The organism is Variovorax sp. PBL-E5 (assembly GCF_901827185.1).
In the GTDB taxonomy this organism is placed as follows: Bacteria; Pseudomonadota; Gammaproteobacteria; order Burkholderiales; family Burkholderiaceae_C; genus Variovorax.
Window position 1 is genome coordinate 311,035 of record NZ_LR594671.1, and the last position, 25,925, is coordinate 336,959.

The following is a 25,925-nucleotide window of genomic DNA, read 5'->3' on the forward strand; positions in this document are numbered from 1 at the left end:
CCAGGGTTAACGCGGGGCTTCGCGGATCCAGCCCGCGACCTTCTCCGCCATCATCAGCGTCGGGCTGTTGGTGTTGCCGCTGGTGATGGTGGGCATGGCGCCGGCATCGACCACGCGCAACCGCGCGATGCCGCGCACGCGCAGCCGGGCGTCGAGCACGGCCATCGGATCGTCGTCGGCGCCCATCTTCGTGGTGCCGACCGGATGAAAGATGGTGGTCGCGATGTCGCCGGCCAGCCGCGCCAGTTCGTCGTCGCTCTGGTACTGCACGCCCGGCTTCCACTCCTCGGGCCGGTACTTCGCGAGCGCCGGCTGCGCCGCGATGCGGCGCGTCACGCGCAGCGAATCGGCGGCCACCCGGCGGTCCTCGTCGGTGCTGAGGTAGTTGGGCGCGATCGCGGGCGCATCCTCGAACTTCGGGCTCTTGATGCGCACCGTGCCGCGGCTGGTCGGGTTCAGGTTGCACACGCTGGCGGTGAAGGCCGGGAAGCTGTGCAGCGGCTCGCCGAAGGCATCGAGCGAGAGCGGCTGCACGTGGTACTCGAGATTGGGCCATTCGTGCTCGGGCGAGCTGCGCGTGAAGGCGCCGAGCTGCGAAGGCGCCATGCTCATCGGGCCGGTGCGCCTGAGCAGGTATTCGAGGCCGATCTTCGCCTTGCCGTACAGCGAGGAGGCCAGCACGTTGAGCGTCGGCGCGCCGTCGATCTTGTAGACCGCGCGGATCTGCAGGTGGTCCTGCAGATTGGCGCCGACGCCCGGCGCGTCGACCAGCACCTCGATGCCGTGCTGCCGCAACAGATCGGCCGGGCCGATGCCCGAGAGCTGCAGGATCTGCGGCGAGCCGATGCTGCCCGCGCACAGGATCACCTCGCGGCGCGCATGGGCATGGACTTTCTCGTGGCCATCCCAGACCTCGACGCCGGTGCAGTAGCGGCCGCCGTCGCCGCCGATGTCGAACAACAGGCGCGACACCTGCGCGCTGGTCCAGAGCTCGAAGTTGGGACGGCCGTAGCAGGTGGGCCGCAGGAAGGCCTTGGCGGTGTTCCAGCGCCAGCCCTTCTTCTGGTTGACCTGGAAGTAGCCCACGCCCTCGTTGCTGCCGCGGTTGAAGTCGGTGCTGTGCGGGACGCCCGCCTGCACCGCGGCCTCGGCGAAGGCATCGAGGATGTCCCAGCGCAGGCGCTGCTTGTCGACATGCCATTCGCCGCCCGCGCCGTGCAGTTCGTCGGCGCCGAGATAGTGGTCCTCGTGCTTCTTGAACGCAGGCAGCACGCGGTCCCAGCGCCATTCGTCGTCGCCGGTGAGGCGCGCCCACTGGTCGTAGTCGCGCGACTGGCCGCGCATGTAGATCATGCCGTTGATGCTCGACGAGCCGCCCAGCGTCTTGCCGCGCGGATAGCGCAGCGCGCGGCCGTTGAGGCCGGCGTCGGGCTCGGTGTTGTAGAGCCAGTCGGTGCGCGGGTTGCCGATGCAGTAGAGGTAGCCGACCGGGATGTGGATCCAGTGGTAGTCGTCCTTGGGGCCGGCTTCGACCAGCAGCACGCGGTTCTGCGGGTCCGCGCTCAGGCGATTGGCCATCAGCGCGCCCGCGGTGCCGGCGCCGATGATGATGTAGTCGAAGGTGGTGTCGCTCATGGCGCCTTGTCTCGTTGTCGCAATGGTTCTGCTGCCCGAGGCCGATTGTGGCAAACCCGCGGATTGCGCGACGGCCTGCGCGAAGTGCCGGCGATCGGCAGCGGTGGCGTCGACGCACGCGGTTACGATGTTGTGTTCATCACCGCCAGGCCCTTCGCACCGTTCCATGCCCATCGCCTCGTCGCCGCCCGCCGACGCGCAAGACGCCGACCCTGCGTTGCCGCGCGTCCAGCAGCATGACGAGGAGGGGCGCGACTGGGCCGTCGCGAGCGGCCGCTGGACCGCGCTGGCAATGTCCTATCCGAGCACCTGGAATGCGCTCGCGCTGAACCTCGACGGCGTGCCGCCGAAGGACGATCGGGCCTGGGACCTGCGCCCCATCGAGCAGCTCGACCACATCGGCGCGCAGCTGCTGTGGAACCACTGGCGCCAGGCCTGGCCGGCGCAACTCGAGATGGACTCGCAGCACAAGGCTGTGCTGGACCAGGTCGCCCAGTACACCTGCAGCCTGCCGGGCGAGGCCCGTCCCACGCTGGCCGACCGCTTCAAGGCCTTCGCGCACAACGGCCCGCGCATGATGTTCGTGGCGCGCGATTTCCTGCGCCTCATCGGCCAGCTCACGCTGGACATCGGCAAGCTGATCCGCGCACCGCACCGCGGTCCGTGGCGCGATTTCTCGGGCCATCTCTACCATTTCGGCGCCACCGCGCTGCCCATCACCGCGCTGGTGGGCCTCCTGATCGGCGTGGTGCTGGCCTACCTCACGTCGCAGCAGTTGCGCCAGTACGGCGCCGAGACCTTCATCGTCAACATCCTCGGCCTGTCGCTGATCCGCGAGCTCGGGCCGGTGCTGGCCGCGGTGCTGATCGCGGGGCGTTCGGGTTCGGCCATCACGGCGCAGATCGGCGTGATGCGCGTGACCGAGGAGCTCGACGCCATGCGCGTGATGGGCATTCCGCACGGCTTCCGGCTGGTGATGCCGCGCGTGCTGGCGCTGGCCATCGCGATGCCGCTGATCAGCATGTGGACCTCGATGGCGGCGCTGTTCGGCGGCATGCTGGCGGCCGATCTCTCGCTCGACATCTCGCCGGCCTATTTCATGTCGGCGCTGCCGCGCGCGGTGCCGATGTCGAATCTCTGGCTCGCGATGTCCAAGTCGGCCGTGTTCGGCATCCTGATCGCGCTGATCGGCTGCTATTTCGGCATGAAGGTCAAGCCCAACACCGAGAGCCTCGGGCGTGGCACCACCTCGTCGGTGGTGACCTCGATCACGGTGGTGATCCTGGTCGATGCATTGTTCGCGGTGCTGTTCAAGGGCATAGGATTTCGCGGATGAATGGCAACGACATCTCCGGCCACTCGAGCGTCGCGACGAACGTGGTCGAGATCCGCAAGCTGTGGACGGTGTTCGAGTCGCCCGACGGCGACCAGGTCGTGCATCGCGATCTCGACCTCACGATCGTGCGCGGCGAAGTGCTGTCGCTGGTCGGCGGATCGGGCACCGGCAAGACCGTGCTGCTGCGCCAGATCCTCGGGCTGGAGCACCCCACGAAGGGCGAGGTCACGGTGCTCGGCCATCCGCCCGGACAGCTCAGCGCGATGGGCGCGGCCAACGTCGGCATGCTGTTCCAGCACGGCGCGCTGTTCTCGGCCTTCACCGTGCTCGACAACATCGCGTTTCCGCTGCGCGAGCTCAAGCTCCTGCCCGATGCGCTGATCCGCGACGCGGCGCTGGTCAAGCTGCAGATGGTCGGGCTCAGCCCGCAGCAGGCCACCAAGAGCCCGGCCGATCTGTCGGGCGGCATGATCAAGCGCGTGGCGCTGGCGCGGGCGCTGATCATGGACCCGCCGCTGCTGCTGCTCGACGAGCCCTCCGCCGGGCTCGACCCTGAAAGCGCCGACGGCTTCTGCGATCTGCTGCGCGGCCTGCACCGCGAGCTGGGGCTCACGGTGGTGATGGTCACGCACGATCTCGACACGCTGTTCGACCTGAGCACGCGCATCGCGGTGCTGGCCGACCAGAAGGTGATCGTCACCGGGACCGCGCGCGACGTGATCGCCTATCCGCATCCGTTCATCCACGAGTACTTCCTCGGCGGCCGTGGCCAGCGCGCCATGGAAGCCCTCCACGAGCACGCCACGCCGGCGATCGCCGCGGGGCGCAACGGCGGAAGCCGGTCCCCATCCACTGAAAGGTAGCCGCCATGGAAAACAAGGCCCATGCCCTCGCTGCCGGCGTTTTCGTGCTGGGCCTGATCGCCGCGCTGGTGGCGCTGGTGGTCTGGCTGACGCACGACAGCACGGTCCGCAACATCTACGAACTCTCGACGCGCGACGCGGTGAGCGGCCTGCAGCCGCAGGCCATGGTGCGCTACCGCGGCATCGCGGTCGGCAAGGTGGTGTCGATCGACTTCGACCCGAAGGTCAAGGGCAACGTGCGCGTGCGCATCAGCGTCGACGAGCGCGTGCCGCTCACCACCTCGACCTTCGCCTCGCTGAGCTACCAGGGCGTGACGGGGCTGGCCTTCATCGCGCTCGACGACAAGGGCGAGTCGCAGGTGGCGCTGAAGCCCGACAACGGCAACCCGCCGCGCATCCCGCTCAAGCCCTCGTTGTTGGCGCAATTGCAGGACCGCGGCGAAGCCATCCTCAACCAGGTCGAGGAAGTGACCCACCGCGCCAACACGCTGCTGAGTGACGACAACCAGAAGCGCTTCGCCAGCGCGCTGGAGAACATCTCCGAGGCCGCGGCCGGCGCCAACCAGCTCACGCGCTCGCTCGACAACACGGTCAAGACCGGCCTCAACCCGACGCTCGCCGCGCTGCCCGCGATGGTGGACCGCACGAAGGACACCATGGGCACAGTCAAGAAGGCGGCCAGCGACGTCTCGCGCGTGGCCAACAACTTCAACACCACGGTCGGCCGGCTCAATGCCAAGGACGGTCCGGTCGAGCGGCTGGGTGACGGCACCAAGGCGCTGTCGCAGGCGGTCGAAGCCTTCAACGGCGCGACGCTGCCGCGCCTGAACCGCGTCGCCGACGACACCTCGCACGCCGTGCGCCGGCTCGGCCGCACCGCGGACAACATCAACGACAACCCGCAATCGCTGCTGTTCGGCAACGGCGGCGTGGCGCCCGGCCCGGGCGAGCCCGGCTTTTCCGCGCCGACCGCTGCGCCGGCGCGGCCCTGATGGTGAACACGATGAACACATTGCACTCGCTCGCCGCCTGCGCTCGCCGGGCGCGCCGCTTCGGCCTTGGGGGATTCGCCGCCGCCGTGCTGCTGGCGGGCGGCTGCGGCGCCTTGCCCGACAAGCCTTCGCGCACCACGCTGTACGACTTCGGCCCCGGGACTGCCAACACCGCGCCGGCGCCGGCCGATGCGACGACGCTGTCGCCGATCGCGCTGGCCGAGATCGAGGCCAGTGCGCGGCTCGAAGGCACGCAGGTGCTCTACCGCCTGGGCTATGCGGACGCGAACGAGCTGCGGCCCTATGGCCAGGCGCGCTGGAGCGTGGCGCCCGCGCAGTTGCTGCGCCAGCGCCTGGGCGACGTGCTGTCAGCCCGGCGCACGGTGCTCGGTCCGGACGAGAGCGCCACCATCGCGCGCACGCAGGGCAAGGCGCCCGACATGCTGCAGGTGTCGCTCGACGAGTTCAGCCAGTACTTCGAGTCGGCCGCCAGCAGCGTCGGCCTGGTGCGCCTGCGCGCCACCCTGATCCGCAGCGGCCCCGGCGGCGATCGGGTGGTGGCCCAGCGCAGCTTCACGGCCCGGCGGCCCGCGCCGAGTGCAGACGCGGCCGGCGGCGTGAAGGCGCTCGCTGCCGCGAGCGATGCCGTGGTCGCCGATCTGGTCGCGTGGGTAGACCAGGCTCGCTGATTCACGTCCCGGATGCAGCGCATCGGCCTGATCTCCGACACGCACGGCCTGCTGCGTCCGCAAGCCATGGAGTTTCTGCGCGGCTGCGACCACATCGTGCATGGCGGCGACATCGGCGCGCAGCACGTGCTCGACGCGCTGGCCGCCATCGCGCCCCTGACCGCGGTGCGCGGCAACAACGATGGCGCGGCCTGGGCCGATGCGATTCGCGAGACGGAGCGCATCGAGCTCGGCGGCGTGTGGCTCTACGCGATCCACGACCTTGCGCGGCTGGACATCGACCCCGCCGCCGAAGGCATCCGGGTCGTGGTGTCGGGGCATTCGCACCGGCCTGTGATCGAGGAGCGCGAAGGCGTGCTGTACATCAACCCCGGGAGTGCCGGCCCGCGGCGTTTCAGGCTGCCGATCTCGATCGGCGAACTGATCATCGAAGGCGGCGCCATCACACCCCGAATCGTGGAGATGGATACCGCCTCCCCTGCGTGCTGAAGCGCCGACCTCAGCTGCCGGCCGCGCGGCTCAGGATCGGGAACAGCTTGCCGAGCCCGTCGGCCATCACCTCGACCGCCAGCGCCGCGAGGATCAGGCCCATCAGCCGCGTCATCACGTTGATGCCGGTCTTGCCGAGCACGCGGGCGATCGGCTCGGCGAGCGAGAACGCGACGCCGGTCGCCAGGCCGATCACCACGCCGTAGCCGACCAGCACCGCGAGCTCCCAGAGGTGCTGCGTCTTCTCGGCGTAGATGACCACGGTGGACATGGTGGCCGGCCCGGTCAGCAGCGGAATGGTCAGGGGCACCACCGCGATCGACGCACCGAGCGAAGCCTTCACCTCCGCGGCGCGGATCTCGTCCTGGTTGGTCTTGGCTTCGGCGGGCTGCGCATTGAGCATGTTCAGCGAGCTGATCAGGAGCAGCATGCCGCCGCCGACCTGGAAGCTCGCGATCGAGATGCCGAAGAAGGACAGCAGCTGAAGCCCGATCAGCGCACTGATCGCAATGACCACGAAGGCGCTGAAGGCCGCGATCCAGGCGGTGCGCTGGCGCTGGCGGTCGGTGTAGCCCTGCGTGTAGTGGATGAAGAAGGGAACGATCGCCAGCGGATTCACGATGGCCAGCAGCGTGATCAGCGGCTTGATCAGGTCCATCGCGGGCGTTGCCATCAGCGCCCGCCCGCGACGTCGAGGATCGAGGTGGTGGTGTAGCTGGCCTCGGCCGAGAGCAGCCACAGGATGGCGCGGGCGACTTCCTCGGCGCTGCCGGTGCGCTTCATCGGCACGCCCGGTGCGAGCTGGGCCGCGCGATCGGGCAGGCCGCCGGAGGCATGGATGTCGGTGTCGATCAGGCCGGGCCGCACGGCGTTGACGCGGATGCCTTCGTCGGCGACCTCCTTGCCCAGGCCGATGGTGAACGTGTCGATCGCGCCCTTGCTGGCCGCGTAGTCGACGTACTGGCCCGGCGAGCCGAGATGCGCGGCGGCGCTCGACAGGTTGACGATCGCACCGCCGCGGCCGCCCTGCTTCGTGCTCATTCGCCGCACGGCCTCGCGCGCACAGACGAAGCTGCCGATCACGTTGATGCGGAACATGCGCTCGAGCCTCGCCACGCTCATGGCGTCGACCCGTGCCTGCAGGTCGACCACGCCGGCGTTGTTGACCAGCGCGTCGAGGCGGCCGAACTTGGCGTCGACCTTGTCGAACATGGCCATCACCTGCGCCTCGTCGCCGACGTCGGCCTGGACGCTGATCGCGCTGCCGCCGCCGGCGCGGATCGTGCGCACCACCTCGTCGGCGGCCAGCGAGTTGTTCGCGTAGTTGACGGCCACTGCATAGCCGCGCTGCGCCGCGAGCAGCGCCGTGGCGGCGCCGATGCCGCGGCCGCCGCCGGTGATCAAGAGAACCTGGTTCAAATCCCGCCTCCTGCACAGAAGCTGTGCCTCAGTTAAAACGCGTGCGGATGGATTACATCATCGAGGAGACGCCCTTGAGCCGCAGCATCGACTACTACTTCACGCCCCAAAGCCCCTGGACCTACCTGGGCCATGCGCGCTTCGCCGAGATCGCGAAGGCAGCCGGCGTCGCCGTGCGGGTGCGGCCGATCGATTTCGGCGCCGTGTTTCCGGTCTCGGGCGGACTGCCGCTGGGCAAGCGCGCGCCGCAGCGGCAGGCCTATCGGCTGGTCGATCTGGCGCGGATCTCGAAATACCTCGGCATGCCGCTCAATCCGACGCCGAAGTTCTTTCCGGTGGTGGGCGATGACGCGGCCAAGCTCATCATCGCCGTCGACCTCAACGACGGCACCGATGCGGCGATGAAGATCTGCGCCGCGCTGTTCGAATCGGTCTGGGTCCGCCAGCGCAACATTGCCGACCCGAAGGTGCTCGAAGCGCTGCTGGACGAATGCAGCCTTTCCGGGCGGCGCATGGCGCAGTCGCTGAGCCAGACCGTGCAGGAGCTGTACGAGGACTACACGCAACAAGCCATCGACGCCAAGGTGTTCGGTGCACCGAGCTACGTGATCGACGGAGAGATCTTCTGGGGGCAGGACCGCCTGGACTTCGTCGAGCGCGCATTGAAATCCCAACCACCCCGCCAAGGAGCATGACCATGGGTCAATTCATCGATCTCACCGCCAAGGACGGCTTCACCTTTCCTGCCTATGTGGCCGAGCCCGCGGGCAAGCCGAAGGGCGCGGTCGTCGTGGTGCCTGAGATCTTCGGCGTCAATTCGCACATCCGCTCGGTGGCCGACGGCTACGCGGCCGACGGCTATTTCGCGGTCTCGCCTTCGACCTTCCATCGCGTGAAGGCCGGCGTGGAGCTCGGCTACAGCGAGGACGACATGAAGACCGGCTTCGGGCTCAAGACGGCCGTCGAAGCCTTGCCCGCGCCCGGCGTGCTGCAGGACGTGCAAGCCGCGGTCGACTTCGCGGCGAAGGCAGGCAAGGTCGGCATCGTGGGCTATTGCTGGGGCGGCCTGCTGACCTGGCGCGCTGCGGCAGGCGTCACGGGGCTTTCAGCGGCCGCACCCTATTACGGCGGCGGGATGACCACGCCGGAAGAAATCGCACGCAGCCCCAAGGTGCCGGTGCTGGCGCATTTCGGCAGCCAGGACCACTGGATTCCGCTCGATACGGTCGAGGCCTTCAAGAAGGCGCATCCGGAGGTCGAGGTCCACATCTACGAAGCCAACCATGGCTTCAATTGCGATCAGCGCGGCTCGTACGATGCCGCGGCCGCGAAGCTGGCCCGCGAACGCACGCTGGCGTTCTTCGGCAAGCATCTGGCCTGATCGATCGATCCCGCGTCCGCGCCGCACGCCCTCAGGCGAGGGCGGCTTGCCGCGAGCGCTTCGGGGCCGGCGCGGCGGCAGGTGCCGTGCGAATCCGGGCTTCCAGAAAATCCAGCAGCGCGCGCAGCGCGGCGCTGTTGTGGCGGCGCTGCGAATAGGCCGCGTACAGCCAGAGGTCGCGCGGCATGTATTCCTTGAGCACCGGCACCAGCGCGCCGCGCTCGATGTGGGACTGCGCCATCATCGCCGGCACGCACACGGCGCCGAGCCCGGCGAGCGCCACGCCGATCAGCGGCGCGGCGTCGTTGGCATCCATGCGGCTGTGCACCGGCACGCTGTAGGGCTGGCCATCGACTTCGAAGGGCAGGTGCGGCGTGGGTCCGGCGAGCGAATAGGTGAGCACGTCGTGCGCGCGCATGTCGTCGGGTTTCTTCGGCAGCCCGCGCCGAGCCCAGTAGGCCGGGGTTGCGCAGAGCACGAGGTCCATCAGGCGCAGGCGCCGGACGATCAGGTTCTCGTCGCGGATGCGGCCGAGCCGCACGGCGATGTCGACGCCTTCCTCGACCAGGTCGATCACGCGGTTGCTCAGCTGCAGGCTCACGTGCACGTCGGGGTAGCTGGCGATGAATTCACCGAGGATGCTGGGCAATGAACTCTGTCCCAGGCCGTGCGGTGCGGTCACGCGCAACCGGCCGCGCGGATGGCCTGCGTGCTCTTGCAGCTCGCTCTGGGTGAGCTCGATCATTTCCATCAGCGGTTTGCTGCGCTCGAGCAGCAGCTGGCCCGCGTCGGTGAGGCTGACCGAGCGGGTCGATCGATTGAGCAGACGCACGCCGAAGCGCGCTTCGAGCTGGGCCACGTACTTGCTCACATTCGCCTTCGACATGTTGAGCACGGTGGCTGCGCGGGAAAAGCTGCCGCGCTCGGCGACTTCACGAAAGGTTCTCAGCAGGTCCAGGCCGTCCATTCAGGCTTCCATTGTTTCGATTTGATGAACACCGCGGTTCGAAATCCAAGGGTTTTCACCTACTCATTCAAGGCAAACTTCAAGGCACAGACCGGCCGCCAGGCTGATCTGGGTGAACAGGACTCCGAGCGAGGTGGCCGCGACCCCAACGGGACGGTGACCCAACCAAGACCGGTTCGACATCATCCAAAGCCAATTGAAGGACATTGAAAATGAACACCTCGAAGATCATCGCCGCAGCCGCTCTTTCCATTCTCGCCGCCGCCGGCGCTCAAGCCGAAACCTATGAAGGCGTGCACGCGCCGGTGTCGGCCAACAACCGCGCCAACGTGAGTGCGCAAGCCACGCAAGCCGCCCACAGTGCCAACCCGTATGCCGAAGGTTATGCTGCCGGTCCTGCGGCGAGCCTGAACAGTTCGGTCGCCCGCGCCACGGTGCGTGCCGAAGCGGTCGCCACCGCGCACGAGGCGAACCAGAACCTGGATCGCAAGGCTTTCGTGAACAGCGTGATTCCCGCGCAATACAAGATCGTTCGTCCGGTGACGCAACAAGCCGGCCTGTAAGCCGACACAACGGTCGCGTGACGAGCCGGCCCCGCGAGAGCGGGGCCGGCTTTTTTGTGGTGCTTCATCACGCGTTCAGGATTGTTTCGGTACCGGAAACACGGTGTCTCCTTTCTCGGTGTTTTCCCGAGGTCAATCGCCAGGAAACTGCGTTCCACAGGCCAGCCATATCGATAGCAAGCCTGGTTTGAAAACCACTGCCAAGAATCCAAAGGAACTGAAATGAAGACCTCCTACATCCTCGCTGCTGCCGCTCTGTCCGTCCTCGCTGCCGCCGGCGCGCAAGCTGAAACCTACCAGGGCGTGCAAACCTCCGTGTCGGCCAAGAGCCGGACCGAGGTCAACGAAGAAGCGGTCCGCACCGCTTCAGCACCCAACCAGAACGTGGTGCGCGGTTCGCGCGGCGCCGAACCGTTCAAGTCGGTGGCCGATCCGGCTGCCGTGCATGCGCAGGCCATCGCGACGGCGAATGCGCCGGATCAGAACGTGGTCGGCGGCTCGCGCGTCAACAGCCGCGTGATCTCGACCATGGCCCGTCCCGCCGAAGTGCGTGTCCAGGCCCAAGAGGGCGCGACCACGGCCAAGTGATACGGACGCGGTCACGCGAAGCCGGCCGGTGTGCGAGCGCCGGCCGGCTTTTTCGTTGGCCGGGCGATTCTCAGCGCGCCCGTGCCAGGTAACGCTTGCGCCAGAACACCACGACCAGCAGCACCGCGATCACGCCCATCGAGGCCATCGCGATCCAGAACCCATCGGTCTTGTGCACGAGCGGGATGAACTCGAAGTTCATGCCGAAGATGCCGGCGATCAAATTGAGCGGCAGGAAGACCGCGGTCAGCACCGTGAGCACCCGCATGATGTCGTTGGTGCGGTGGCTCTGCACGCTGAAGTGCATCTGGACCGCGGCTTCGGCATTCTGTTCGAGTCGCCGCACGTGATGCACCACGCGCTCGATGTGTTCGAGCACGTCGCGGCTGCGGACCATGACGAGCTCGCGTTCGCGCAGTTCGACGGCGCCGGTCGGCGCCGGCAGCGTTTCGAGGGCGTCGATCCAGTCCTGGATGCAGGCACGCTGGTCTTCGCAGATCTCGTCCAGATGGTGCAGGGACTGTTGGGCACCCATCAAGGCGCTCCAGTTGGTGAAGCGGCTGCGCGGGTCGATCAGCTCGGCCTGCCAGTGGTCGAGCTGCCGGGTCAGTTCGCGCCGCAATTCGAGGTACGCATCGACGATCTGGTTGATCACGCGCAGCATCAGATCCGCGGGTCCGGTCGGTAGACGAGAGGAAACGGCGCGGACATCGATCGCAGGGAGCACTGCGTGGCTGAGCGCGTCCGGCGTGGCGGCGGCCAGCAGCTTGGCCGCGAAGGTATCGCGCACTGTGCCGTCTTCCGGATGCACGGACAGGAGCACGCGCTCGAACACCGCAAAGCCGACCGGTCGTGTGTCGATGCGACGCAGGACGGGTGGCCCCGTGCGCGGCAGCGCCAGCTCGTCGGCCTTCGGCACGAGGGCGTTGCCGTTCGACGCGGCAAGCCGCCGAAAAACGAGGAGGTCGTATTGCGAGGTGTAGTCGTAGCGTGAAGGCAGCTGGTCGTTCAGGAGATCGCTCACGTGAAGGTCGACCAGATGCGTGTTGCACAGCGACTGCAGAACGGCCTGCACCTCGGCCAGCGACGTACGGAATTCGTCCCGCGTGAGTGACAGCCACAGATAGCCTTGACCGCATGCATCCGGCGCGGCCATCGGCGCCAGCGCGTCGTGCTCGGTGACCCGCGAGGCTTCGATCTTGAAGATGCGCATGAGGTGGCTGAACTGCGGACCGCACCCGTGGCGCTATGGTTTTTTCAGCAGCCGCGCGACGTCGAGCGCAAAGTAGGTGAGGACGCCATCGGCGCCTGCGCGCTTGAAGGCGAGCAGGCTCTCAAGCATCACCGCATCGTGATCGAGCCAGCCGTTCTGCGCCGCGGCCTTGAGCATCGCGTATTCGCCGCTGACCTGGTAGGCGAAGGTCGGCACGTGGAATTCATCCTTCACGCGGCGCACGATGTCGAGATAGGGCATGCCGGGCTTGACCATCACCATGTCGGCGCCTTCGGCAATGTCGATCGCCACTTCGCGCAGGGCCTCGTCGCTGTTGCCCGGGTCCATCTGGTAGACCTTCTTGTTGCTCTTGCCCAGGTTGGCGGCAGAGCCGACGGCATCGCGGAACGGGCCGTAGAAGGCGCTCGCGTACTTGGCGCTGTAGGCCATGATCCGGGTATGGATGTCGCCGCGCGATTCGAGTGCGTTGCGAATCGCGCCGATGCGGCCGTCCATCATGTCGCTGGGCGCCACGATGTCCACGCCGGCCTGCGATTGGGCGAGGGCTTGCTTGACGAGGATCTCGACCGTCGGATCGTTGAGGATGTAGCCGCTGTCGTCGAGCAGGCCGTCCTGGCCATGGCTGGTGTAGGGGTCGAGCGCGACGTCGGTCATCACGCCCAGTTCGGGGAAGCGCGATTTGAGCGCTGCAACCACGCGCGGGATCAGGCCGTCGGGATTGAATGCTTCGTCGCCTGCCGGCGTTTTCAGGCCGGCGTCGATAACGGGGAACAGTGCCATCACCGGGATACCGAGCGCCACGCATTGCTCGGCGACGGGCAGCAGGAGATCGAGGCTCAGCCGGTCGACGCCCGGCATCGACGGCACTGCGTGGCACTGCCTCGTGCCCTCCTGGACAAAAACGGGATAGATCAGGTCGTTGACAGAGAGTGTGTGCTCGCGTACGAGATCGCGCGTGAACGCATCACGGCGCAGCCGACGCGGCCGGCCCGATGGAAAGGGCGAATGAAGGGTCATGCCTAAAATTGTGCCCGAACTGTCTGATGCGGGATTTCGCATGGCCCATTGCGTTGGGGAGCACTTGTTAATCTGAAGCGGTTCGTATTATTTTTTGTACGACAAAAAGGCAAAAAATTCCGCAACTTGCTTGATAGGTTGTTTTGCCTTTGTTAAATTCTGCCCTGGGCGGCTTGCCGCTCCCCGCTTTTCCTCCCTGAGCGGGTGCCTTGATGTGTGACAGCAAAAGGGCTTCCCAGCCCGGCGTTTTGACGCCGGGCTTTTTTTTGACCTGTCAGGCCAAAATACTGCGCGGGCTCCCGGCGGGTTGCGCCACTAAACTGCCCCCATGCTTTGGATCAAGTCGCTGCATATCGTATTCATCGCGAGTTGGTTCGCGGGACTTTTCTATCTGCCGCGGATTTTCGTCAACCTGGCGATGGTGGCGCCCGAATCGGTCGCTGAACGCGCGCGGCTCCTCCTCATGGCGCGCAAGCTGTTCCGGTTCACCACCTTCCTGGCCGTACCGGCCCTCGGCTTCGGGCTGTGGCTCTGGCTCGGCTACGGGATCGGGCGCGGACCGGGCAATGGCTGGATGCATGCCAAGCTGGCGCTGGTTCTGGTGGTGATCGGCTATCACCACGGCTGCGGCGTGCTGCTGCGCCGTTTCATCGCGGGAACCGATCGGCGCAGTCACCGCTGGTACCGGTGGTTCAACGAGTTGCCGGTGCTTCTGCTGCTGGGCATCGTGATCCTGGTCGTGGTCAAGCCTTTCTGAGCGCCGTGGCAACGCAGCACAAGTCCGCGGCATTGCCTCTTGCGCTCGCATACGCCGCGCTGATCGTCTATGCGAGCCTCTATCCCTTCGCCGACTGGCGCGATCAGGGCATCGCGCCCTGGGCCTACCTTGCGGCGCCGTGGCCCAAGTACTGGACCGGTTTCGACTTCGGCATCAATGTCGTCGGCTACATGCCGCTCGGTTTCCTGGCTGCGATCGTCGTGCTGCGCACCCGGCCGGCCGCAGGCGGCGTGCGCGCCGTATTGCGCGCCACCGTCGCAGGCGTGGCGATTTCGTTCTGCATGGAGACATTGCAGAGCTATCTTCCGGCGCGCATTCCCTCCAATGTCGACCTCGGGCTGAACAGCCTCGGCACGCTGGTCGGCGCAGTGCTGGCGGCGGCGCTCGAGCGTGTGGGGGCCGTGGCGCACTGGCACCGGACCCGTGCCAACTGGTTCATCGAGGATGCGCGCGGTGGGCTGGTGTTGCTCGCGTTGTGGCCGATCGCGCTGCTCTTCCCGGCTGCCGTCACTTTCGGGCTGGGACAGGTGTTCGAGCGCCTGGAAACGGCGATCGCCGAATGGCTTCTGGACACCCCCTTCATCGACTGGATGCCGCTGCGCCAGTTCGAGTTGGAGCCGCTGGTGCCGGGCGTGGAACTGCTGTGCGTCATGCTGGGCGCGCTGGTGCCGTGCCTGCTGGCCTTCCTGGTGACCCGTTCGATCGCGCGGCGCGCCATCTTGCTTCCGCTGACGTTGCTGACCGGCGTGGCGGTCACGGCCCTGTCCGCGGCATTGAGCTATGGACCCTCGCACGCCTGGGCATGGCTGAGCCTGCCGGTGCAGGCCGGGATCGCGGCCGCGTTGTTCGTCGGAGTGCTGCTGCTGGCGGTGCCTCGCCGGCTCTGCGCGGCGTTGCTGCTCGTCGCACTCGTGGTGCACCTGAGCCTGTTGAATCAAGCGCCGGAAAGCGCCTATTTCGCGCAGACGCTGGCGACCTGGGAGCAAGGCCGCTTCATCCGCTTCCATGGTCTGGCGCAATGGCTCGGCTGGGTTTGGCCATTCGCAACGCTCGGCTATGTGCTCGTTGCGCTGTCGCGCCGCGCGAGGTCCCACTAGACTGTTGCTCCACAGAAGGATCCGATGTCCAGTTCCAGCATTTCCTCCCCGCGCGGCTACTACGGCCGCCACATCTTCTTCTGCCTGAACGAACGCAAGAATGGAGAGGACTCCTGCTCGAAGCATGATGCACAGCAAGGTTTCGATCGCTGCAAGTCGCGGGTGAAGGAGGCCGGGCTGGCCGGGCCCGGCAAGGTTCGCGTCAACAAGTCGGGGTGCCTCGACCGCTGCGCGGGCGGCCCCGTGGCCGTGGTCTATCCCGAGGCGGTCTGGTACACCTTCGTCGACGAGGACGACATCGACGAGATCGTCGAATCGCATCTGAAGCACGGGAAGGTGGTCGAGCGTTTGTTGCTGCCGCCGGATGTCGGGCGCTGAGCAGGCGTCCATGAACTCCCATACCGAAAAGCTTCGGCTGCATGGCGCAGCGGGCGCCATCGAAGCACTTCGCGATTCGGCGGCCGAAGGCGCGCCGGCACTCGGTGTGGCGCTGATCACCCATCCACATCCGCTCTTCGGCGGCACCATGGACAACAAGGTGGTGCAGACGCTGGCGCGGGCGTTCGTTGCCTGCGGATGGAATGCGGTGCGCTTCAACTTCCGTGGGGTCGGTGCCAGCGAAGGCGTTCATGACGAAGGACGCGGCGAGTGCGAGGACATACTGGCCGTCGTCGAGCAAATAGCGCCCGAAGGCCCCCTGGCCATCGCCGGCTTCTCGTTCGGCGCCTTCGTTGCGAGCTGCGCTGTCGAGAGGCTGTGGGTGGCGCGCGATGTCCGCCATCTGGTGCTCGTCGGAACGGCGGCTTCGCGTTTCCCGGTTGCGACCTTGCCGGCGGCATCGCATGAACGCGCGCTCATCGTGCACGGCGAACAGGACGATACGGTGCCGCTCGCTGCCGTGATGGATTGGGCGCGCCCGCAGTCACTTCCCGTCACAGTCATCCCCGGAGGCGGCCATTTCTTTCACGGACAATTGCCGCTGCTCAAGAATCTCGTCGTCCGCCACCTTCGCGCGGGCTAGCCTTTCGTCTCCTCCCATCCCCCATGCATCGTTTTTCCGGCGTGTTGCGCGCGCTGATATGTGCCGCCTCTGCATCTTTTTGCATGCTCGTGGGGGCCCAGACGCCGGTGCCGCCCGAAGTCGCCGCGCGGAGCTATCTGCTGCTCGACGTGACGGCCAACCAGATCCTGACGCAGAAGGACATCGACAGTCCCGTCGAGCCCGCCTCGCTCACCAAGCTGATGACCACCTACCTGGTCTTCGACGCGCTCAAGGCCAGGAAAATCACGCTGGAACAGACTTTGCCGGTCAGCACCCGCGCCTGGAAGATGCCCGGTTCGCGGATGTTCATCGACCCCAAGATGCAGGTGCCGGTCGAGGATCTCGTCAAGGGGCTGGTCGTGCAGTCGGCCAACGATGCGACGATCGTTCTGGCCGAGGCGGTCGGCGGCACGGTCGAGCACTTCGTCGAGCTCATGAACGAGCAGGCCAAGGCGCTCGGCATGAAGAACACGACCTACAAGAACCCTGAAGGCACCACGGCGCCGGGACACACCACCACAGCGCGTGACCTCAGCATTCTGGCGAGCCATCTGATCCGGGATTTTCCGGAATACACGCACTATTCCGCCATCAAGAAGTACCGCTATCCCGGCACGCCGTCGACCAATGACACCAACCGCAATGTGCTGCTGTTTCGCGACCCGACCGTCGATGGCCTCAAGACCGGCCATACCGAAGCGGCCGGCTATGGCATGGTCGTGACCGCCAAGCGTGAATTCCCGAATCTCGGTAGCGGTGGCCGGCGTCTGCTCGCGATTCTCCTGGGAGCGTCGAGCGAAAACATGCGAGCCAACGAGTCGCAGAAGCTGCTGAACTGGGGCTATACCGCCTATGACGCGGTCCGCCTGTTCGACGCCAATCAAGCCGTCGCGACGCCTCCGGTCTGGAAGGGCAAGGCGAACACCATCAAGCTGGGCCGTCAGGAAGCCATCGTGGTGGACGTTCCCGCAGGGTCTGCAGGGAAGATCAAGACCCAGGTCGCACGTCCTGATCCGCTGGTCGCGCCATTCGCGCGCTATCAGCCGGTCGGTTCGCTCAAGGTCAGCCTGGCCGACCAGCAGATCGCGGAAGTGCCGCTGGTCGCGCTCGAGCCCGTGGAGCAGGCAGGCGTGCTGGGTCGCGCCTGGGATGCCGTACGACTCTGGATAAAGTAGGCTCGCCCCCAGGCTACGCGCACTTCGTGTCGCTACGTCTTCCCCCTACCGGGGGCGCTGCCAGCGGACCGGCGAAGCCGGATCCGCGGCTGCTCCCGAATGCAGCGCGCTACGCGCGGCCGCCCGAACGACCCCAAACACCCCAACGGTTGGGACGGCGCCATTCGTGAAACACCGCGGATCCGGCTCCGCCGGTCCGCCGGTGTTGCCCCCGGTAGGGGGAAGGCGTAGCGACACGAAGTGCGCGTAGTCTGGGGGCGAGCTATAATCTTTGGCTTTTCGGAAAAATCCGAAGGGTTTCACGTTTTCGTCATCTTCCGGTACCTCATGTCACGATGAGGGTTACATGGCCGGAGTTTTGGGACTTATTCATTCATGCCAACCATCAATCAACTGGTGCGTCAGGGTCGCGAGGTCGAAAAGATCAAGTCGAAGAGCCCTGCCATGCAGAACTCGCCGCAACGTCGTGGCGTCTGCACCCGGGTCTACACCACGACCCCCAAGAAGCCGAACTCGGCGCTGCGCAAGGTCGCCAAGGTGCGCCTGACCAACGGCTTCGAAGTCATCTCCTACATCGGCGGTGAAGGCCACAACCTGCAGGAACACAGCGTGGTGCTGGTTCGCGGCGGTCGTGTCAAGGACTTGCCCGGTGTGCGCTATCACATCGTGCGCGGTTCGCTCGACTTGCAAGGCGTGAAAGACCGCAAGCAGTCGCGTTCCAAGTACGGCGCAAAGCGCCCCAAGAAGGCTTAAGGCTTTCAGGTTTCATCCACGGTGTTCGGCGTGCCTTGGCGGGCGCATCGGACGAAGTGACCCGCTGTTGGGTCGAGTAAGTGAGAGTTCTTGTTGGCTCTCGCGGTGCCGCAAAAAGCGGTGCCAACTGAAGCAAAGAGGTTAGAAAAATGCCACGTCGTCGCGAAGTTCCCAAACGTGAAATCCTGCCGGACCCGAAGTACGGCAATGTCGAGCTGTCGAAATTCATGAACGTGATCATGGAAGGCGGCAAGAAGGCGATCGCCGAGCGCATCATCTATGGCGCGCTCGACCAGATCGAGAAGAAGAACCCCGGCAAGGACCCGGTCGAAGCCTTCACCATGGCCATCAACAATGTGAAGCCGATGGTCGAAGTGAAGTCGCGCCGCGTCGGTGGCGCGAATTACCAGGTGCCCGTCGAAGTGCGTCCCGTGCGCCGCCTGGCGCTGTCGATGCGCTGGATCAAGGAAGCAGCGCGCAAGCGCGGCGAGAAGTCGATGGCCCTGCGTCTGGCCAACGAACTCATGGAAGCCACGGAAGGTCGTGGCGGCGCCATGAAGAAGCGCGATGAGGTGCATCGCATGGCCGAAGCGAACAAGGCCTTCAGCCACTTCCGCTTCTAAGAGCCGTCCCCCCAAATCAAGACAGGCTGGAAGCCCGACCCACCGAGCGCGGTGGGCGGGCTTTCATCCGTTAACGGAGTATTTTCATGGCACGCAAGACCCCCATCGAGCGATACCGCAACATCGGTATCTCCGCGCACATCGACGCCGGCAAGACCACCACGACCGAGCGCATCCTTTTCTACACCGGTGTGAACCACAAGATCGGCGAAGTGCACGATGGCGCCGCGACGATGGACTGGATGGAGCAGGAGCAGGAGCGCGGCATCACGATCACGTCCGCGGCCACCACCTGCTTCTGGAAGGGCATGGCCGGCACGTTCGACGAACATCGCATCAACATCATCGACACCCCGGGCCACGTGGACTTCACGATCGAAGTCGAGCGCTCGATGCGCGTGCTCGATGGCGCCGTGATGGTGTATGACGCCGTCGGCGGCGTCCAGCCCCAATCCGAAACGGTCTGGCGCCAGGCCAACAAGTACAAGGTTCCGCGTCTCGCGTTCGTCAACAAGATGGACCGTACCGGTGCCGACTTCCTGCGCGTGCGCCAGATGATGGTCGACCGCCTGAAGGCCAATCCTGTCGTGATCCAGATTCCGATCGGCGCCGAAGAGCGCTTCCAGGGTGTGGTCGACCTCGTCAAGATGAAATCGATCATCTGGGACGAAGACAAGGGTGTGACCTTCAAGTATGGCGAGATTCCGGCCGATCTGGCCAAGGTCTGCGCCGAGTACCACGAAAAGCTGGTCGAGGCCGCTGCCGAATCGAGCGAAGAGCTCATGAACAAGTACCTCGAAGGCGAGGCGCTGACCGAGGCCGAAATCAAGGCGGGCATCCGTCAGCGCACCATCGCCGGCGAGATCCAGCCGATGCTGTGCGGCTCAGCCTTCAAGAACAAGGGCGTGCAGGCGATGCTTGACGCGGTCATCGAATACATGCCCGCGCCGACCGACATTCCGCCCGTCACCGGCACCGACGAGGACGAGGCCCCCGTCACCCGCAAGGCAGACGACAACGAGAAATTCTCGGCACTGGCGTTCAAGCTCATGACCGACCCGTTCGTCGGCCAACTGACCTTCGTGCGCGTCTATTCCGGCGTGCTGAGCAAGGGCGACAGCGTCTACAACCCGGTGCGCGGCAAGAAGGAGCGCATCGGCCGGATCGTCCAGATGCATGCGAACAACCGCGAAGAAGTCAGCGAAATCCGCGCCGGCGACATCGCTGCCTGCGTGGGCTTGAAGGAAGTGACCACGGGTGAGACCCTGTGCGATCCGACCTCGATCGTGACGCTCGAGCGCATGGTCTTCCCGGAGTCGGTGATCTCGCAGGCCGTGGAGCCCAAGACCAAGGCCGACCAGGAAAAGATGGGCATCGCGCTGCAGCGCCTGGCTCAGGAAGATCCGTCCTTCCGCGTCAAGACCGACGAGGAATCGGGTCAGACCATCATCGCCGGCATGGGCGAGCTGCACCTCGAAATCATCGTGGACCGCATGAAGCGCGAGTTCGGTGTCGAGGCCAACGTCGGCAAGCCGCAGGTGGCTTACCGCGAGACCATTCGCAAGACGGTCGAAGACGCCGAAGGCAAATTCGTGCGCCAGTCGGGCGGCAAGGGCCAGTACGGCCACGTCGTGCTCAAGATCGAGCCGCAGGAAGCCGGCAAGGGCTTCGAGTTCGTCGACGCCATCAAGGGCGGTGTGGTTCCTCGCGAATACATCCCGGCCGTCGAGAAGGGCGTGATCGAAGCGCTGGGCCAGGGCGTGCTCGCCAACTACCCGGTGGTCGACGTCAAGGTCACGCTGCACTTCGGCTCGTACCACGACGTGGACTCGAACGAAATGGCGTTCAAGATGGCCGCGATCTTCGGTTTCAAGGAAGGCTGCCGCAAGGCCAACCCAGTGATCCTCGAGCCGATGATGGCCGTGGAAGTCGAGACGCCGGAAGACTACGCCGGCAACGTGATGGGCGATCTGTCCTCGCGCCGCGGCATGGTCCAGGGCATGGAAGACATGATGGGCGGTGGCAAGGCCATCAAGGCCGAAGTGCCGCTGTCGGAAATGTTCGGCTACTCGACGACGCTGCGCTCGATGTCCCAGGGTCGTGCCACCTACACGATGGAGTTCAAGCACTACGCCGAAGCGCCGCGCAATGTGGCCGAGGCGATCGTCGCTTCCCGCGCGAAATAGGTTCGCCCCCCAGGCTGCTCGCACTGCGTGTCGCTTCGCCAACCCCCTTCCGGGGGCGACACCAGCGAACCGGCAAAGCCGGATCCGCGGTGTCTTGCGAAGGGATGGCGGAGGTGTGACGAGACTGGGTTGTTTTTGTTGTCTGCGATCGTGTGCCTCTCGTTGCCCGTGGCGAGGGAATCAGCAACATGGTGCAGACGTTAAACCGTACACGGGCACTGCTCTTTCAAGGATAGAAAATGGCAAAAGGAAAATTCACCCGCACGAAGCCGCACGTGAACGTGGGCACGATCGGTCACGTTGACCATGGCAAGACGACGCTGACGGCGGCCATTGCGACCGTGCTGTCTGCCAAGTTCGGCGGCGAAGCCAAGGCCTACGACCAGATCGACGCGGCGCCCGAAGAAAAGGCGCGCGGCATCACCATCAACACCGCCCACGTCGAATACGAAACGGCCAACCGCCACTACGCGCACGTCGACTGCCCGGGCCACGCCGACTACGTCAAGAACATGATCACCGGTGCCGCCCAGATGGACGGCGCCATCCTGGTGTGCTCGGCCGCCGACGGCCCCATGCCCCAGACCCGCGAGCACATCCTGCTGGCGCGCCAGGTCGGTGTCGGCTACATCATCGTCTTCCTGAACAAGTGCGACATGGTCGACGACGCCGAACTGCTCGAGCTCGTCGAAATGGAAGTGCGCGAGCTGCTCGACAAGTACGAATTCCCCGGCGACGACACCCCCATCATCCACGGCTCGGCCAAGCTCGCCCTCGAAGGCGACAAGGGCAAGCTCGGTGAAGAAGCCATCATGAAGCTGGCCGACGCCCTCGACAGCTACATCCCCACGCCCGAGCGCGCGGTCGACGGCACCTTCCTGATGCCCGTCGAAGACGTCTTCTCCATCTCCGGGCGCGGCACCGTGGTGACTGGCGCCGTCGAGCGCGGCGTCATCAAGGTCGGCGAGGAAATCGAGATCGTGGGCATCCGCCCGACCGTCAAGACCACCTGCACCGGCGTCGAGATGTTCCGCAAGCTCCTGGACCAGGGCCAGGCGGGCGACAACGTGGGCGTGCTGCTGCGCGGCACCAAGCGCGAAGAAGTCGAGCGCGGCCAGGTGCTGTGCAAGCCCGGCTCCATCAAGCCGCACACCCACTTCACCGCCGAGGTGTACGTGCTGAGCAAGGACGAAGGCGGCCGCCACACGCCCTTCTTCAACAACTACCGCCCGCAGTTCTACTTCCGCACGACCGACGTGACCGGCGCCATCGAGCTGCCCAAGGACAAGGAAATGGTCATGCCCGGGGACAACGTGAGCATCACGGTCAAGCTGATCAACCCGATCGCCATGGAAGAAGGCCTGCGCTTCGCGATCCGCGAAGGCGGACGCACCGTGGGCTCGGGCGTGGTGGCGAAGATCCTCGACATCTGATTCGAACGCACAAAGGAATCACCATGGCCACCAAGCAAAAAATCCGCATCCGCCTGAAGGCGTTCGACTACAAGCTGATCGACCAGTCGGCGGCCGAGATCGTGGACACCGCCAAGCGCACCGGCGCCATCGTCAAGGGTCCCGTGCCGCTGCCGACCCGCATGAAGCGTTTCGACATCCTGCGTTCGCCGCACGTCAACAAGACGAGCCGCGACCAGTTCGAGATCCGCACGCACCAGCGCCTGATGGACATCGTCGACCCCACCGACAAGACCGTGGACGCGCTGATGAAGCTCGACCTGCCGGCCGGCGTGGACGTCGAGATCAAGCTGCAGTAAGCCCACGGCGCTGAGCTCATGAAGCCCGCATGCAGCGATGCATGCGGGCTTTGTTTTGTGTTGCGCCTATGTTGGTAGCCGGGCTATAATCGCCGGCTCTGCCTAACTTGCGTCCTTTGCGGGCGCTTCTTGGTGCAGGGCTTTATCAACCTTCTCTCGCATACCAAACGCTGTCGCCAATTGAAGTGGCAGCGGCGGGAGAGGATTCCATTTTTGGAGAAAAAAATGAGTCTGAGCAACTCCCTCGGGTTGCTGGGCCGCAAGGTGGGGATGATGCGTCTCTTCACCGATGACGGGGATGCAGTTCCCGTCACGGTGGTGGATGTGTCCAACAACCGCGTGACCCAGATCAAAACCCAAGAGACTGATGGCTACGTCGCGCTGCAAGTGACGTTCGGTTCGCGCAAGGCATCGCGCGTGACCAAGCCGCAAGCCGGCCACCTCGCCAAGGCGGGCGTCGAAGCTGGCGAAATCATCCAGGAATTCCGTGTCACCGCCGATGCGGCCGCCCAGCACAAGGCTGGCGGCGCGATCGCGGTGAGCAGCGTGTTCGCGGTCGGCCAGAAGGTCGACGTGCAGGGCACTTCGATCGGCAAGGGCTTCGCCGGCACGATCAAGCGCCACAACATGAGCTCGCAACGCGCGTCGCACGGCAACAGCCGTTCGCACAACGTTCCGGGCTCGATCGGCATGGCGCAGGATCCGGGCCGCGTGTTCCCGGGCAAGCGCATGACGGGCCATCTCGGCGACGTCACCGTGACCACCCAGAACCTCGACGTGATCCGCATCGACGAAGCCCGTCAGCTGCTACTGATCAAGGGCGCGATTCCGGGCTCGAAGGGTGGCTTCGTCACCGTGCGCCCGGCCGTCAAGGCCAAGTCGCAAGCGGCCCCTGCGGCTTAAGGAGCGAAAGCAATGCAACTCGAACTCCTGAACGAACAGGGCCAGGCCGCGTCGAAGTACGACGCCCCCGAGACCGTGTTCGGCCGTGACTACAACGAGGACCTGGTGCACCAGATCGTCGTCGCATTCCAGGCCAACGCGCGCCAGGGCACCCGTGCCCAGAAGGACCGCGAACAGGTCAAGCACTCGACCAAGAAGCCGTTCAAGCAAAAGGGAACGGGCCGCGCCCGTGCCGGTATGACGTCCTCGCCGCTGTGGCGCGGGGGCGGCCGGATTTTCCCGAACATGCCCGACGAAAACTTCTCGCAGAAGATCAACAAGAAGATGTACCGCGCCGGCATGGCCTCCATCTTCTCGCAGCTCGCCCGCGAAGGCCGTCTGGCCGTGGTCGATTCGATCAAGGTCGATTCGCCCAAGACCAAGGCACTGGCCGCCAAGTTCAAGGCGATGAATCTCGACTCCGTGCTCGTGATCGCCGAGGAAGTCGACGAGAACCTGTATCTGGCTTCGCGCAACCTGATCAACGTGCTCGTGGTCGAACCGCGTTACGCCGATCCGGTGTCGCTGGTGCACTACAAGAAGGTGCTGGTCACCAAGGGCGCCGTCGACAAGCTCAAGGAGATGTTCGCATGAGCCGCATGAATCCGACGCCGCAACAACGTCAGTTCGACGAAGGTCGCCTGATGAGCGTTCTGGTCGCCCCGATCGTGTCCGAGAAGGCCACGATGGTCGGCGAGAAGTCGAACGCAGTCACTTTCAAGGTGTTGCAGGACGCCACCAAGCCCGAGATCAAGGCCGCCGTCGAACTGATGTTCAAGGTCGAGGTCCAGGGCGTGTCGGTGCTCAACACCAAGGGCAAGACCAAGCGCTTTGGCAAGTCCATCGGCCGCCGCGACAACATTCGCAAGGCCTATGTGACGCTCAAGGCCGGTCAAGAGCTCAACCTCGCTGGGGAAGGCGCTTAATCATGGCCGTCATCAAGATGAAACCCACTTCGCCGGGCCAACGCGGCGCGGTGAAGATCTCGCGGGACCACCTCTACAAGGGTGCGCCGCATGCAGCCCTGCTGGAGCCGCAATTCCAGAAGGCCGGCCGCAACAACAACGGCCACATCACGACCCGTCACAAGGGCGGTGGGCACAAGCATCACTACCGCGTGGTGGACTTCGTGCGCAACAAGGACGGCATCCCGGCCAAGGTCGAACGCATCGAATACGACCCGAACCGCACCGCCCACATCGCGCTCGTATGCTATGCCGACGGTGAACGCCGCTACATCATCGCCCCGCGCGGTCTGGAAGCCGGCGCAACGCTGCTGAGCGGTTCGGAAGCCCCGATCCGCGCCGGCAACACGCTGCCGATCCGCAACATCCCGGTGGGCTCGACCATCCACTGCATCGAACTGCAGCCCGGCAAGGGCGCGCAGATCGCTCGTTCGGCTGGCACGTCGGCCACGCTGCTGGCGCGCGAAGGCGTCTACGCCCAGGTCCGCATGCGCTCGGGCGAAGTCCGCCGCATTCACGTCGAATGCCGCGCGACCATCGGCGAAGTGGCCAATGAAGAGCACAGCCTGCGTCAACTCGGCAAGGCCGGCGTGAAGCGCTGGATGGGCATTCGCCCGACCGTTCGCGGCGTGGTGATGAACCCGGTCGACCACCCGCACGGTGGCGGCGAAGGCAAGACCGGCGAAGGCCGCCATCCTGTCGACCCCTGGGGCAATCTCACCAAGGGTTATCGCACCCGCAACAACAAGCGCACGCAAGTCTTCATCGTGTCGCGTCGCAAGAAGTAAGGGACAGCACAATGACTCGCTCTCTCAAAAAGGGTCCGTTCGTCGACCACCATCTGGTGGCCAAGGCCGACAAGGCCGTGACGACCAAGGACAAGAAGCCGATCAAGACTTGGTCGCGCCGTTCGATGGTGCTGCCCGAATTCATCGGCCTAACCATCGCCGTCCACAACGGCAAGCAGCACGTGCCTGTCTACATCACCGACCAGATGGTCGGCCACAAGCTCGGCGAATTTGCGCTCACGCGCACGTTCAAGGGGCACCCCGCGGACAAGAAAGTCCAGAAGAAGTAAGGAACGACCATGTCTGAAACACGTGCAGTCCTCCGCGGCGTCCGCCTTTCGGTCGACAAGGGCCGTCTGGTCGCCGATCTGATCCGCGGCAAGAAGGTCGATCAAGCGCTCAACATCCTGCAGTTCACGCAGAAGAAGGCCGCTGTGATCGTCAAGAAGGTGCTCGAATCGGCCATCGCCAACGCCGAGCACAACGACGGCGCCGACATCGACGAGCTGAAGGTCAAGACCATCTACGTCGAGCAGGGCGCCACGCTCAAGCGCTTCACCGCGCGCGCCAAGGGTCGCGGCAATCGCATCAGCAAGCCCACGTGCCATGTGTACGTGACGGTCGGCAACTAA

General features: G+C 65.4%; 31 protein-coding genes. 25 read left to right on the forward strand and 6 right to left on the reverse strand.

Features of this window, described 5'->3' with window-relative positions; translation table 11 throughout:
• Nucleotides 1–6 precede the first annotated feature (6 nt).
• On the reverse strand, nucleotides 7–1,635 hold the full coding sequence (locus WDLP6_RS01505) for a GMC family oxidoreductase (protein WP_162590923.1): 1,629 nt from the start codon (nucleotides 1,633–1,635) through the stop codon (nucleotides 7–9).
• 166 nt (nucleotides 1,636–1,801) lie between these two features.
• On the opposite strand from WDLP6_RS01505, the gene WDLP6_RS01510 reads away from it, so the two are divergent.
• From WDLP6_RS01510 to WDLP6_RS01530, 5 genes are read left to right on the forward strand one after another with little or no spacing between them, the layout of a single operon-like run.
• Nucleotides 1,802–2,971 carry an MlaE family ABC transporter permease gene (locus tag WDLP6_RS01510; protein WP_174259836.1) on the forward strand — a complete coding sequence of 390 codons (1,170 nt, stop codon included), beginning with the start codon at nucleotides 1,802–1,804 and terminating at the stop codon, nucleotides 2,969–2,971.
• A complete protein-coding gene (locus WDLP6_RS01515; protein WP_162590924.1) occupies nucleotides 2,968–3,834 on the forward strand; it encodes an ABC transporter ATP-binding protein in 867 nt (288 codons plus the stop codon). Before WDLP6_RS01510 ends, WDLP6_RS01515 begins: the two co-directional genes overlap by 4 nt.
• Before the next feature lie 5 nt (nucleotides 3,835–3,839).
• On the forward strand, nucleotides 3,840–4,826 hold the full coding sequence (locus WDLP6_RS01520; RefSeq protein WP_162590925.1) for an MlaD family protein: 987 nt from the start codon (nucleotides 3,840–3,842) through the stop codon (nucleotides 4,824–4,826).
• 11 nt (nucleotides 4,827–4,837) lie between these two features.
• The gene (locus WDLP6_RS01525; RefSeq protein ID WP_162590926.1) at nucleotides 4,838–5,515 is read left to right on the forward strand and encodes an ABC-type transport auxiliary lipoprotein family protein; all 678 of its coding nucleotides are present in this window, start codon (nucleotides 4,838–4,840) and stop codon (nucleotides 5,513–5,515) included.
• Between the two features lie 12 nt (nucleotides 5,516–5,527).
• Nucleotides 5,528–6,004: a metallophosphoesterase family protein gene (locus WDLP6_RS01530; RefSeq protein ID WP_162590927.1), complete on the forward strand. Its 477-nt coding sequence runs from the start codon at nucleotides 5,528–5,530 to the stop codon at nucleotides 6,002–6,004.
• 10 nt (nucleotides 6,005–6,014) lie between these two features.
• On the opposite strand, the gene WDLP6_RS01535 is transcribed toward WDLP6_RS01530, so the two are convergent.
• Together WDLP6_RS01535 and WDLP6_RS01540 are read right to left on the reverse strand one after the other, a co-directional pair.
• Nucleotides 6,015–6,677, reverse strand: coding sequence for a MarC family protein (locus WDLP6_RS01535; protein WP_443083386.1), 663 nt, complete (start codon nucleotides 6,675–6,677; stop codon nucleotides 6,015–6,017).
• Nucleotides 6,677–7,423 carry an SDR family oxidoreductase gene (locus WDLP6_RS01540; RefSeq protein ID WP_162590928.1) on the reverse strand — a complete coding sequence of 249 codons (747 nt, stop codon included), beginning with the start codon at nucleotides 7,421–7,423 and terminating at the stop codon, nucleotides 6,677–6,679. The genes WDLP6_RS01535 and WDLP6_RS01540 overlap by 1 nt, the downstream gene beginning before the upstream one ends.
• A gap of 74 nt (nucleotides 7,424–7,497) precedes the next feature.
• Here WDLP6_RS01540 and WDLP6_RS01545 point away from each other — a divergent pair, with 74 nt between their 5' ends.
• Nucleotides 7,498–8,118: a 2-hydroxychromene-2-carboxylate isomerase gene (locus WDLP6_RS01545; RefSeq protein ID WP_162590929.1), complete on the forward strand. Its 621-nt coding sequence runs from the start codon at nucleotides 7,498–7,500 to the stop codon at nucleotides 8,116–8,118.
• 2 nt (nucleotides 8,119–8,120) lie between these two features.
• Nucleotides 8,121–8,804, forward strand: coding sequence for a dienelactone hydrolase family protein (locus tag WDLP6_RS01550; protein WP_162590930.1), 684 nt, complete (start codon nucleotides 8,121–8,123; stop codon nucleotides 8,802–8,804).
• A 31-nt stretch (nucleotides 8,805–8,835) separates the two neighbouring features.
• On the opposite strand, the gene WDLP6_RS01555 is transcribed toward WDLP6_RS01550, so the two are convergent.
• On the reverse strand, nucleotides 8,836–9,771 hold the full coding sequence (locus WDLP6_RS01555) for a LysR family transcriptional regulator (RefSeq protein ID WP_162590931.1): 936 nt from the start codon (nucleotides 9,769–9,771) through the stop codon (nucleotides 8,836–8,838).
• Between the two features lie 212 nt (nucleotides 9,772–9,983).
• On the opposite strand from WDLP6_RS01555, the gene WDLP6_RS01560 reads away from it, so the two are divergent.
• On the forward strand, nucleotides 9,984–10,334 hold the full coding sequence (locus WDLP6_RS01560) for an alpha/beta hydrolase (RefSeq protein ID WP_162590932.1): 351 nt from the start codon (nucleotides 9,984–9,986) through the stop codon (nucleotides 10,332–10,334).
• 222 nt (nucleotides 10,335–10,556) lie between these two features.
• A complete protein-coding gene (locus tag WDLP6_RS01565; protein ID WP_162590933.1) occupies nucleotides 10,557–10,922 on the forward strand; it encodes a DUF4148 domain-containing protein in 366 nt (121 codons plus the stop codon).
• A 70-nt stretch (nucleotides 10,923–10,992) separates the two neighbouring features.
• Here the strand turns inward: WDLP6_RS01565 and WDLP6_RS01570 are convergent, their stop codons facing one another.
• Nucleotides 10,993–12,135 (reverse strand): magnesium transporter CorA family protein, encoded by a 1,143-nt coding sequence (locus WDLP6_RS01570; RefSeq protein WP_162590934.1) that lies wholly within the window; start codon nucleotides 12,133–12,135, stop codon nucleotides 10,993–10,995.
• A gap of 33 nt (nucleotides 12,136–12,168) precedes the next feature.
• A complete protein-coding gene (gene hemB, locus WDLP6_RS01575; RefSeq protein ID WP_162590935.1) occupies nucleotides 12,169–13,173 on the reverse strand; it encodes a porphobilinogen synthase in 1,005 nt (334 codons plus the stop codon).
• A gap of 328 nt (nucleotides 13,174–13,501) precedes the next feature.
• On the opposite strand from hemB, the gene WDLP6_RS01580 reads away from it, so the two are divergent.
• The 16 genes from WDLP6_RS01580 to rplV all read left to right on the forward strand — a co-directional run bounded on the left by WDLP6_RS01580 (nucleotide 13,502) and on the right by rplV (nucleotide 25,925).
• Nucleotides 13,502–13,930, forward strand: coding sequence for a CopD family protein (locus WDLP6_RS01580; RefSeq protein ID WP_162565433.1), 429 nt, complete (start codon nucleotides 13,502–13,504; stop codon nucleotides 13,928–13,930).
• A 5-nt stretch (nucleotides 13,931–13,935) separates the two neighbouring features.
• On the forward strand, nucleotides 13,936–15,048 hold the full coding sequence (locus WDLP6_RS01585) for a VanZ family protein (RefSeq protein WP_162590936.1): 1,113 nt from the start codon (nucleotides 13,936–13,938) through the stop codon (nucleotides 15,046–15,048).
• Between the two features lie 24 nt (nucleotides 15,049–15,072).
• Nucleotides 15,073–15,426, forward strand: a complete 354-nt coding sequence (locus tag WDLP6_RS01590) for a (2Fe-2S) ferredoxin domain-containing protein (protein ID WP_162590937.1) — start codon at nucleotides 15,073–15,075, stop codon at nucleotides 15,424–15,426.
• 10 nt (nucleotides 15,427–15,436) lie between these two features.
• Entirely contained in the window at nucleotides 15,437–16,069 is a 633-nt protein-coding gene (locus tag WDLP6_RS01595) for an alpha/beta hydrolase (protein ID WP_162590938.1), read from the forward strand.
• Nucleotides 16,070–16,152: 83 nt separating this feature from the next.
• On the forward strand, nucleotides 16,153–17,265 hold the full coding sequence (locus WDLP6_RS01600; RefSeq protein WP_443083440.1) for a D-alanyl-D-alanine carboxypeptidase family protein: 1,113 nt from the start codon (nucleotides 16,153–16,155) through the stop codon (nucleotides 17,263–17,265).
• A gap of 375 nt (nucleotides 17,266–17,640) precedes the next feature.
• Entirely contained in the window at nucleotides 17,641–18,018 is a 378-nt protein-coding gene (rpsL, locus tag WDLP6_RS01605) for a 30S ribosomal protein S12 (protein WP_028249584.1), read from the forward strand.
• Nucleotides 18,019–18,167: 149 nt separating this feature from the next.
• Nucleotides 18,168–18,641 carry a 30S ribosomal protein S7 gene (gene rpsG / locus WDLP6_RS01610; protein ID WP_093104188.1) on the forward strand — a complete coding sequence of 158 codons (474 nt, stop codon included), beginning with the start codon at nucleotides 18,168–18,170 and terminating at the stop codon, nucleotides 18,639–18,641.
• An 86-nt stretch (nucleotides 18,642–18,727) separates the two neighbouring features.
• Nucleotides 18,728–20,827, forward strand: a complete 2,100-nt coding sequence (gene fusA / locus WDLP6_RS01615) for an elongation factor G (RefSeq protein WP_162565438.1) — start codon at nucleotides 18,728–18,730, stop codon at nucleotides 20,825–20,827.
• 239 nt (nucleotides 20,828–21,066) lie between these two features.
• Nucleotides 21,067–22,260, forward strand: a complete 1,194-nt coding sequence (tuf, locus tag WDLP6_RS01620) for an elongation factor Tu (protein ID WP_162565439.1) — start codon at nucleotides 21,067–21,069, stop codon at nucleotides 22,258–22,260.
• A 23-nt stretch (nucleotides 22,261–22,283) separates the two neighbouring features.
• Nucleotides 22,284–22,598 (forward strand): 30S ribosomal protein S10, encoded by a 315-nt coding sequence (gene rpsJ, locus WDLP6_RS01625; protein WP_028250951.1) that lies wholly within the window; start codon nucleotides 22,284–22,286, stop codon nucleotides 22,596–22,598.
• A gap of 225 nt (nucleotides 22,599–22,823) precedes the next feature.
• Entirely contained in the window at nucleotides 22,824–23,501 is a 678-nt protein-coding gene (gene rplC, locus WDLP6_RS01630) for a 50S ribosomal protein L3 (protein WP_162565440.1), read from the forward strand.
• Between the two features lie 12 nt (nucleotides 23,502–23,513).
• Nucleotides 23,514–24,134, forward strand: coding sequence for a 50S ribosomal protein L4 (rplD, locus tag WDLP6_RS01635; protein ID WP_162565441.1), 621 nt, complete (start codon nucleotides 23,514–23,516; stop codon nucleotides 24,132–24,134).
• A gap of 5 nt (nucleotides 24,135–24,139) precedes the next feature.
• Nucleotides 24,140–24,466: a 50S ribosomal protein L23 gene (gene rplW, locus WDLP6_RS01640; RefSeq protein WP_174259914.1), complete on the forward strand. Its 327-nt coding sequence runs from the start codon at nucleotides 24,140–24,142 to the stop codon at nucleotides 24,464–24,466.
• A 2-nt stretch (nucleotides 24,467–24,468) separates the two neighbouring features.
• Entirely contained in the window at nucleotides 24,469–25,293 is an 825-nt protein-coding gene (gene rplB / locus WDLP6_RS01645) for a 50S ribosomal protein L2 (RefSeq protein ID WP_162565443.1), read from the forward strand.
• An 11-nt stretch (nucleotides 25,294–25,304) separates the two neighbouring features.
• Nucleotides 25,305–25,583 carry a 30S ribosomal protein S19 gene (gene rpsS / locus WDLP6_RS01650; protein ID WP_007838132.1) on the forward strand — a complete coding sequence of 93 codons (279 nt, stop codon included), beginning with the start codon at nucleotides 25,305–25,307 and terminating at the stop codon, nucleotides 25,581–25,583.
• Nucleotides 25,584–25,592: 9 nt separating this feature from the next.
• Nucleotides 25,593–25,925, forward strand: coding sequence for a 50S ribosomal protein L22 (rplV, locus tag WDLP6_RS01655; RefSeq protein ID WP_019657678.1), 333 nt, complete (start codon nucleotides 25,593–25,595; stop codon nucleotides 25,923–25,925).

Excerpts from the sequence above, each read along its gene's own strand:
- rplD (WP_162565441.1), top strand. The coding sequence starts at position 23,514 with ATGCAACTCGAACTCCTGAACGAACAGGGCCAGGCCGCGTCGAAGTAC.
- WDLP6_RS01565 (WP_162590933.1), top strand. The coding sequence starts at position 10,557 with ATGAAGACCTCCTACATCCTCGCTGCTGCCGCTCTGTCCGTCCTCGCT.
- rplB (WP_162565443.1), top strand. The coding sequence starts at position 24,469 with ATGGCCGTCATCAAGATGAAACCCACTTCGCCGGGCCAACGCGGCGCG.
- WDLP6_RS01580 (WP_162565433.1), top strand. The coding sequence starts at position 13,502 with ATGCTTTGGATCAAGTCGCTGCATATCGTATTCATCGCGAGTTGGTTC.
- hemB (WP_162590935.1), bottom strand. The coding sequence starts at position 13,173 with ATGACCCTTCATTCGCCCTTTCCATCGGGCCGGCCGCGTCGGCTGCGC.
- WDLP6_RS01560 (WP_162590932.1), top strand. The coding sequence starts at position 9,984 with ATGAACACCTCGAAGATCATCGCCGCAGCCGCTCTTTCCATTCTCGCC.
- WDLP6_RS01505 (WP_162590923.1), bottom strand. The coding sequence starts at position 1,635 with ATGAGCGACACCACCTTCGACTACATCATCATCGGCGCCGGCACCGCG.
- WDLP6_RS01510 (WP_174259836.1), top strand. The coding sequence starts at position 1,802 with ATGCCCATCGCCTCGTCGCCGCCCGCCGACGCGCAAGACGCCGACCCT.
- rplV (WP_019657678.1), top strand. The coding sequence starts at position 25,593 with ATGTCTGAAACACGTGCAGTCCTCCGCGGCGTCCGCCTTTCGGTCGAC.
- rplC (WP_162565440.1), top strand. The coding sequence starts at position 22,824 with ATGAGTCTGAGCAACTCCCTCGGGTTGCTGGGCCGCAAGGTGGGGATG.
- WDLP6_RS01555 (WP_162590931.1), bottom strand. The coding sequence starts at position 9,771 with ATGGACGGCCTGGACCTGCTGAGAACCTTTCGTGAAGTCGCCGAGCGC.
- rpsS (WP_007838132.1), top strand. The coding sequence starts at position 25,305 with ATGACTCGCTCTCTCAAAAAGGGTCCGTTCGTCGACCACCATCTGGTG.
- fusA (WP_162565438.1), top strand. The coding sequence starts at position 18,728 with ATGGCACGCAAGACCCCCATCGAGCGATACCGCAACATCGGTATCTCC.
- rpsL (WP_028249584.1), top strand. The coding sequence starts at position 17,641 with ATGCCAACCATCAATCAACTGGTGCGTCAGGGTCGCGAGGTCGAAAAG.
- WDLP6_RS01520 (WP_162590925.1), top strand. The coding sequence starts at position 3,840 with ATGGAAAACAAGGCCCATGCCCTCGCTGCCGGCGTTTTCGTGCTGGGC.
- WDLP6_RS01525 (WP_162590926.1), top strand. The coding sequence starts at position 4,838 with ATGAACACATTGCACTCGCTCGCCGCCTGCGCTCGCCGGGCGCGCCGC.
- WDLP6_RS01535 (WP_443083386.1), bottom strand. The coding sequence starts at position 6,677 with ATGGCAACGCCCGCGATGGACCTGATCAAGCCGCTGATCACGCTGCTG.
- WDLP6_RS01530 (WP_162590927.1), top strand. The coding sequence starts at position 5,528 with ATGCAGCGCATCGGCCTGATCTCCGACACGCACGGCCTGCTGCGTCCG.
- WDLP6_RS01590 (WP_162590937.1), top strand. The coding sequence starts at position 15,073 with ATGTCCAGTTCCAGCATTTCCTCCCCGCGCGGCTACTACGGCCGCCAC.
- rplW (WP_174259914.1), top strand. The coding sequence starts at position 24,140 with ATGAATCCGACGCCGCAACAACGTCAGTTCGACGAAGGTCGCCTGATG.
- rpsG (WP_093104188.1), top strand. The coding sequence starts at position 18,168 with ATGCCACGTCGTCGCGAAGTTCCCAAACGTGAAATCCTGCCGGACCCG.
- rpsJ (WP_028250951.1), top strand. The coding sequence starts at position 22,284 with ATGGCCACCAAGCAAAAAATCCGCATCCGCCTGAAGGCGTTCGACTAC.
- tuf (WP_162565439.1), top strand. The coding sequence starts at position 21,067 with ATGGCAAAAGGAAAATTCACCCGCACGAAGCCGCACGTGAACGTGGGC.
- WDLP6_RS01515 (WP_162590924.1), top strand. The coding sequence starts at position 2,968 with ATGAATGGCAACGACATCTCCGGCCACTCGAGCGTCGCGACGAACGTG.
- WDLP6_RS01570 (WP_162590934.1), bottom strand. The coding sequence starts at position 12,135 with ATGCGCATCTTCAAGATCGAAGCCTCGCGGGTCACCGAGCACGACGCG.
- WDLP6_RS01550 (WP_162590930.1), top strand. The coding sequence starts at position 8,121 with ATGGGTCAATTCATCGATCTCACCGCCAAGGACGGCTTCACCTTTCCT.
- WDLP6_RS01595 (WP_162590938.1), top strand. The coding sequence starts at position 15,437 with ATGAACTCCCATACCGAAAAGCTTCGGCTGCATGGCGCAGCGGGCGCC.
- WDLP6_RS01600 (WP_443083440.1), top strand. The coding sequence starts at position 16,153 with ATGCTCGTGGGGGCCCAGACGCCGGTGCCGCCCGAAGTCGCCGCGCGG.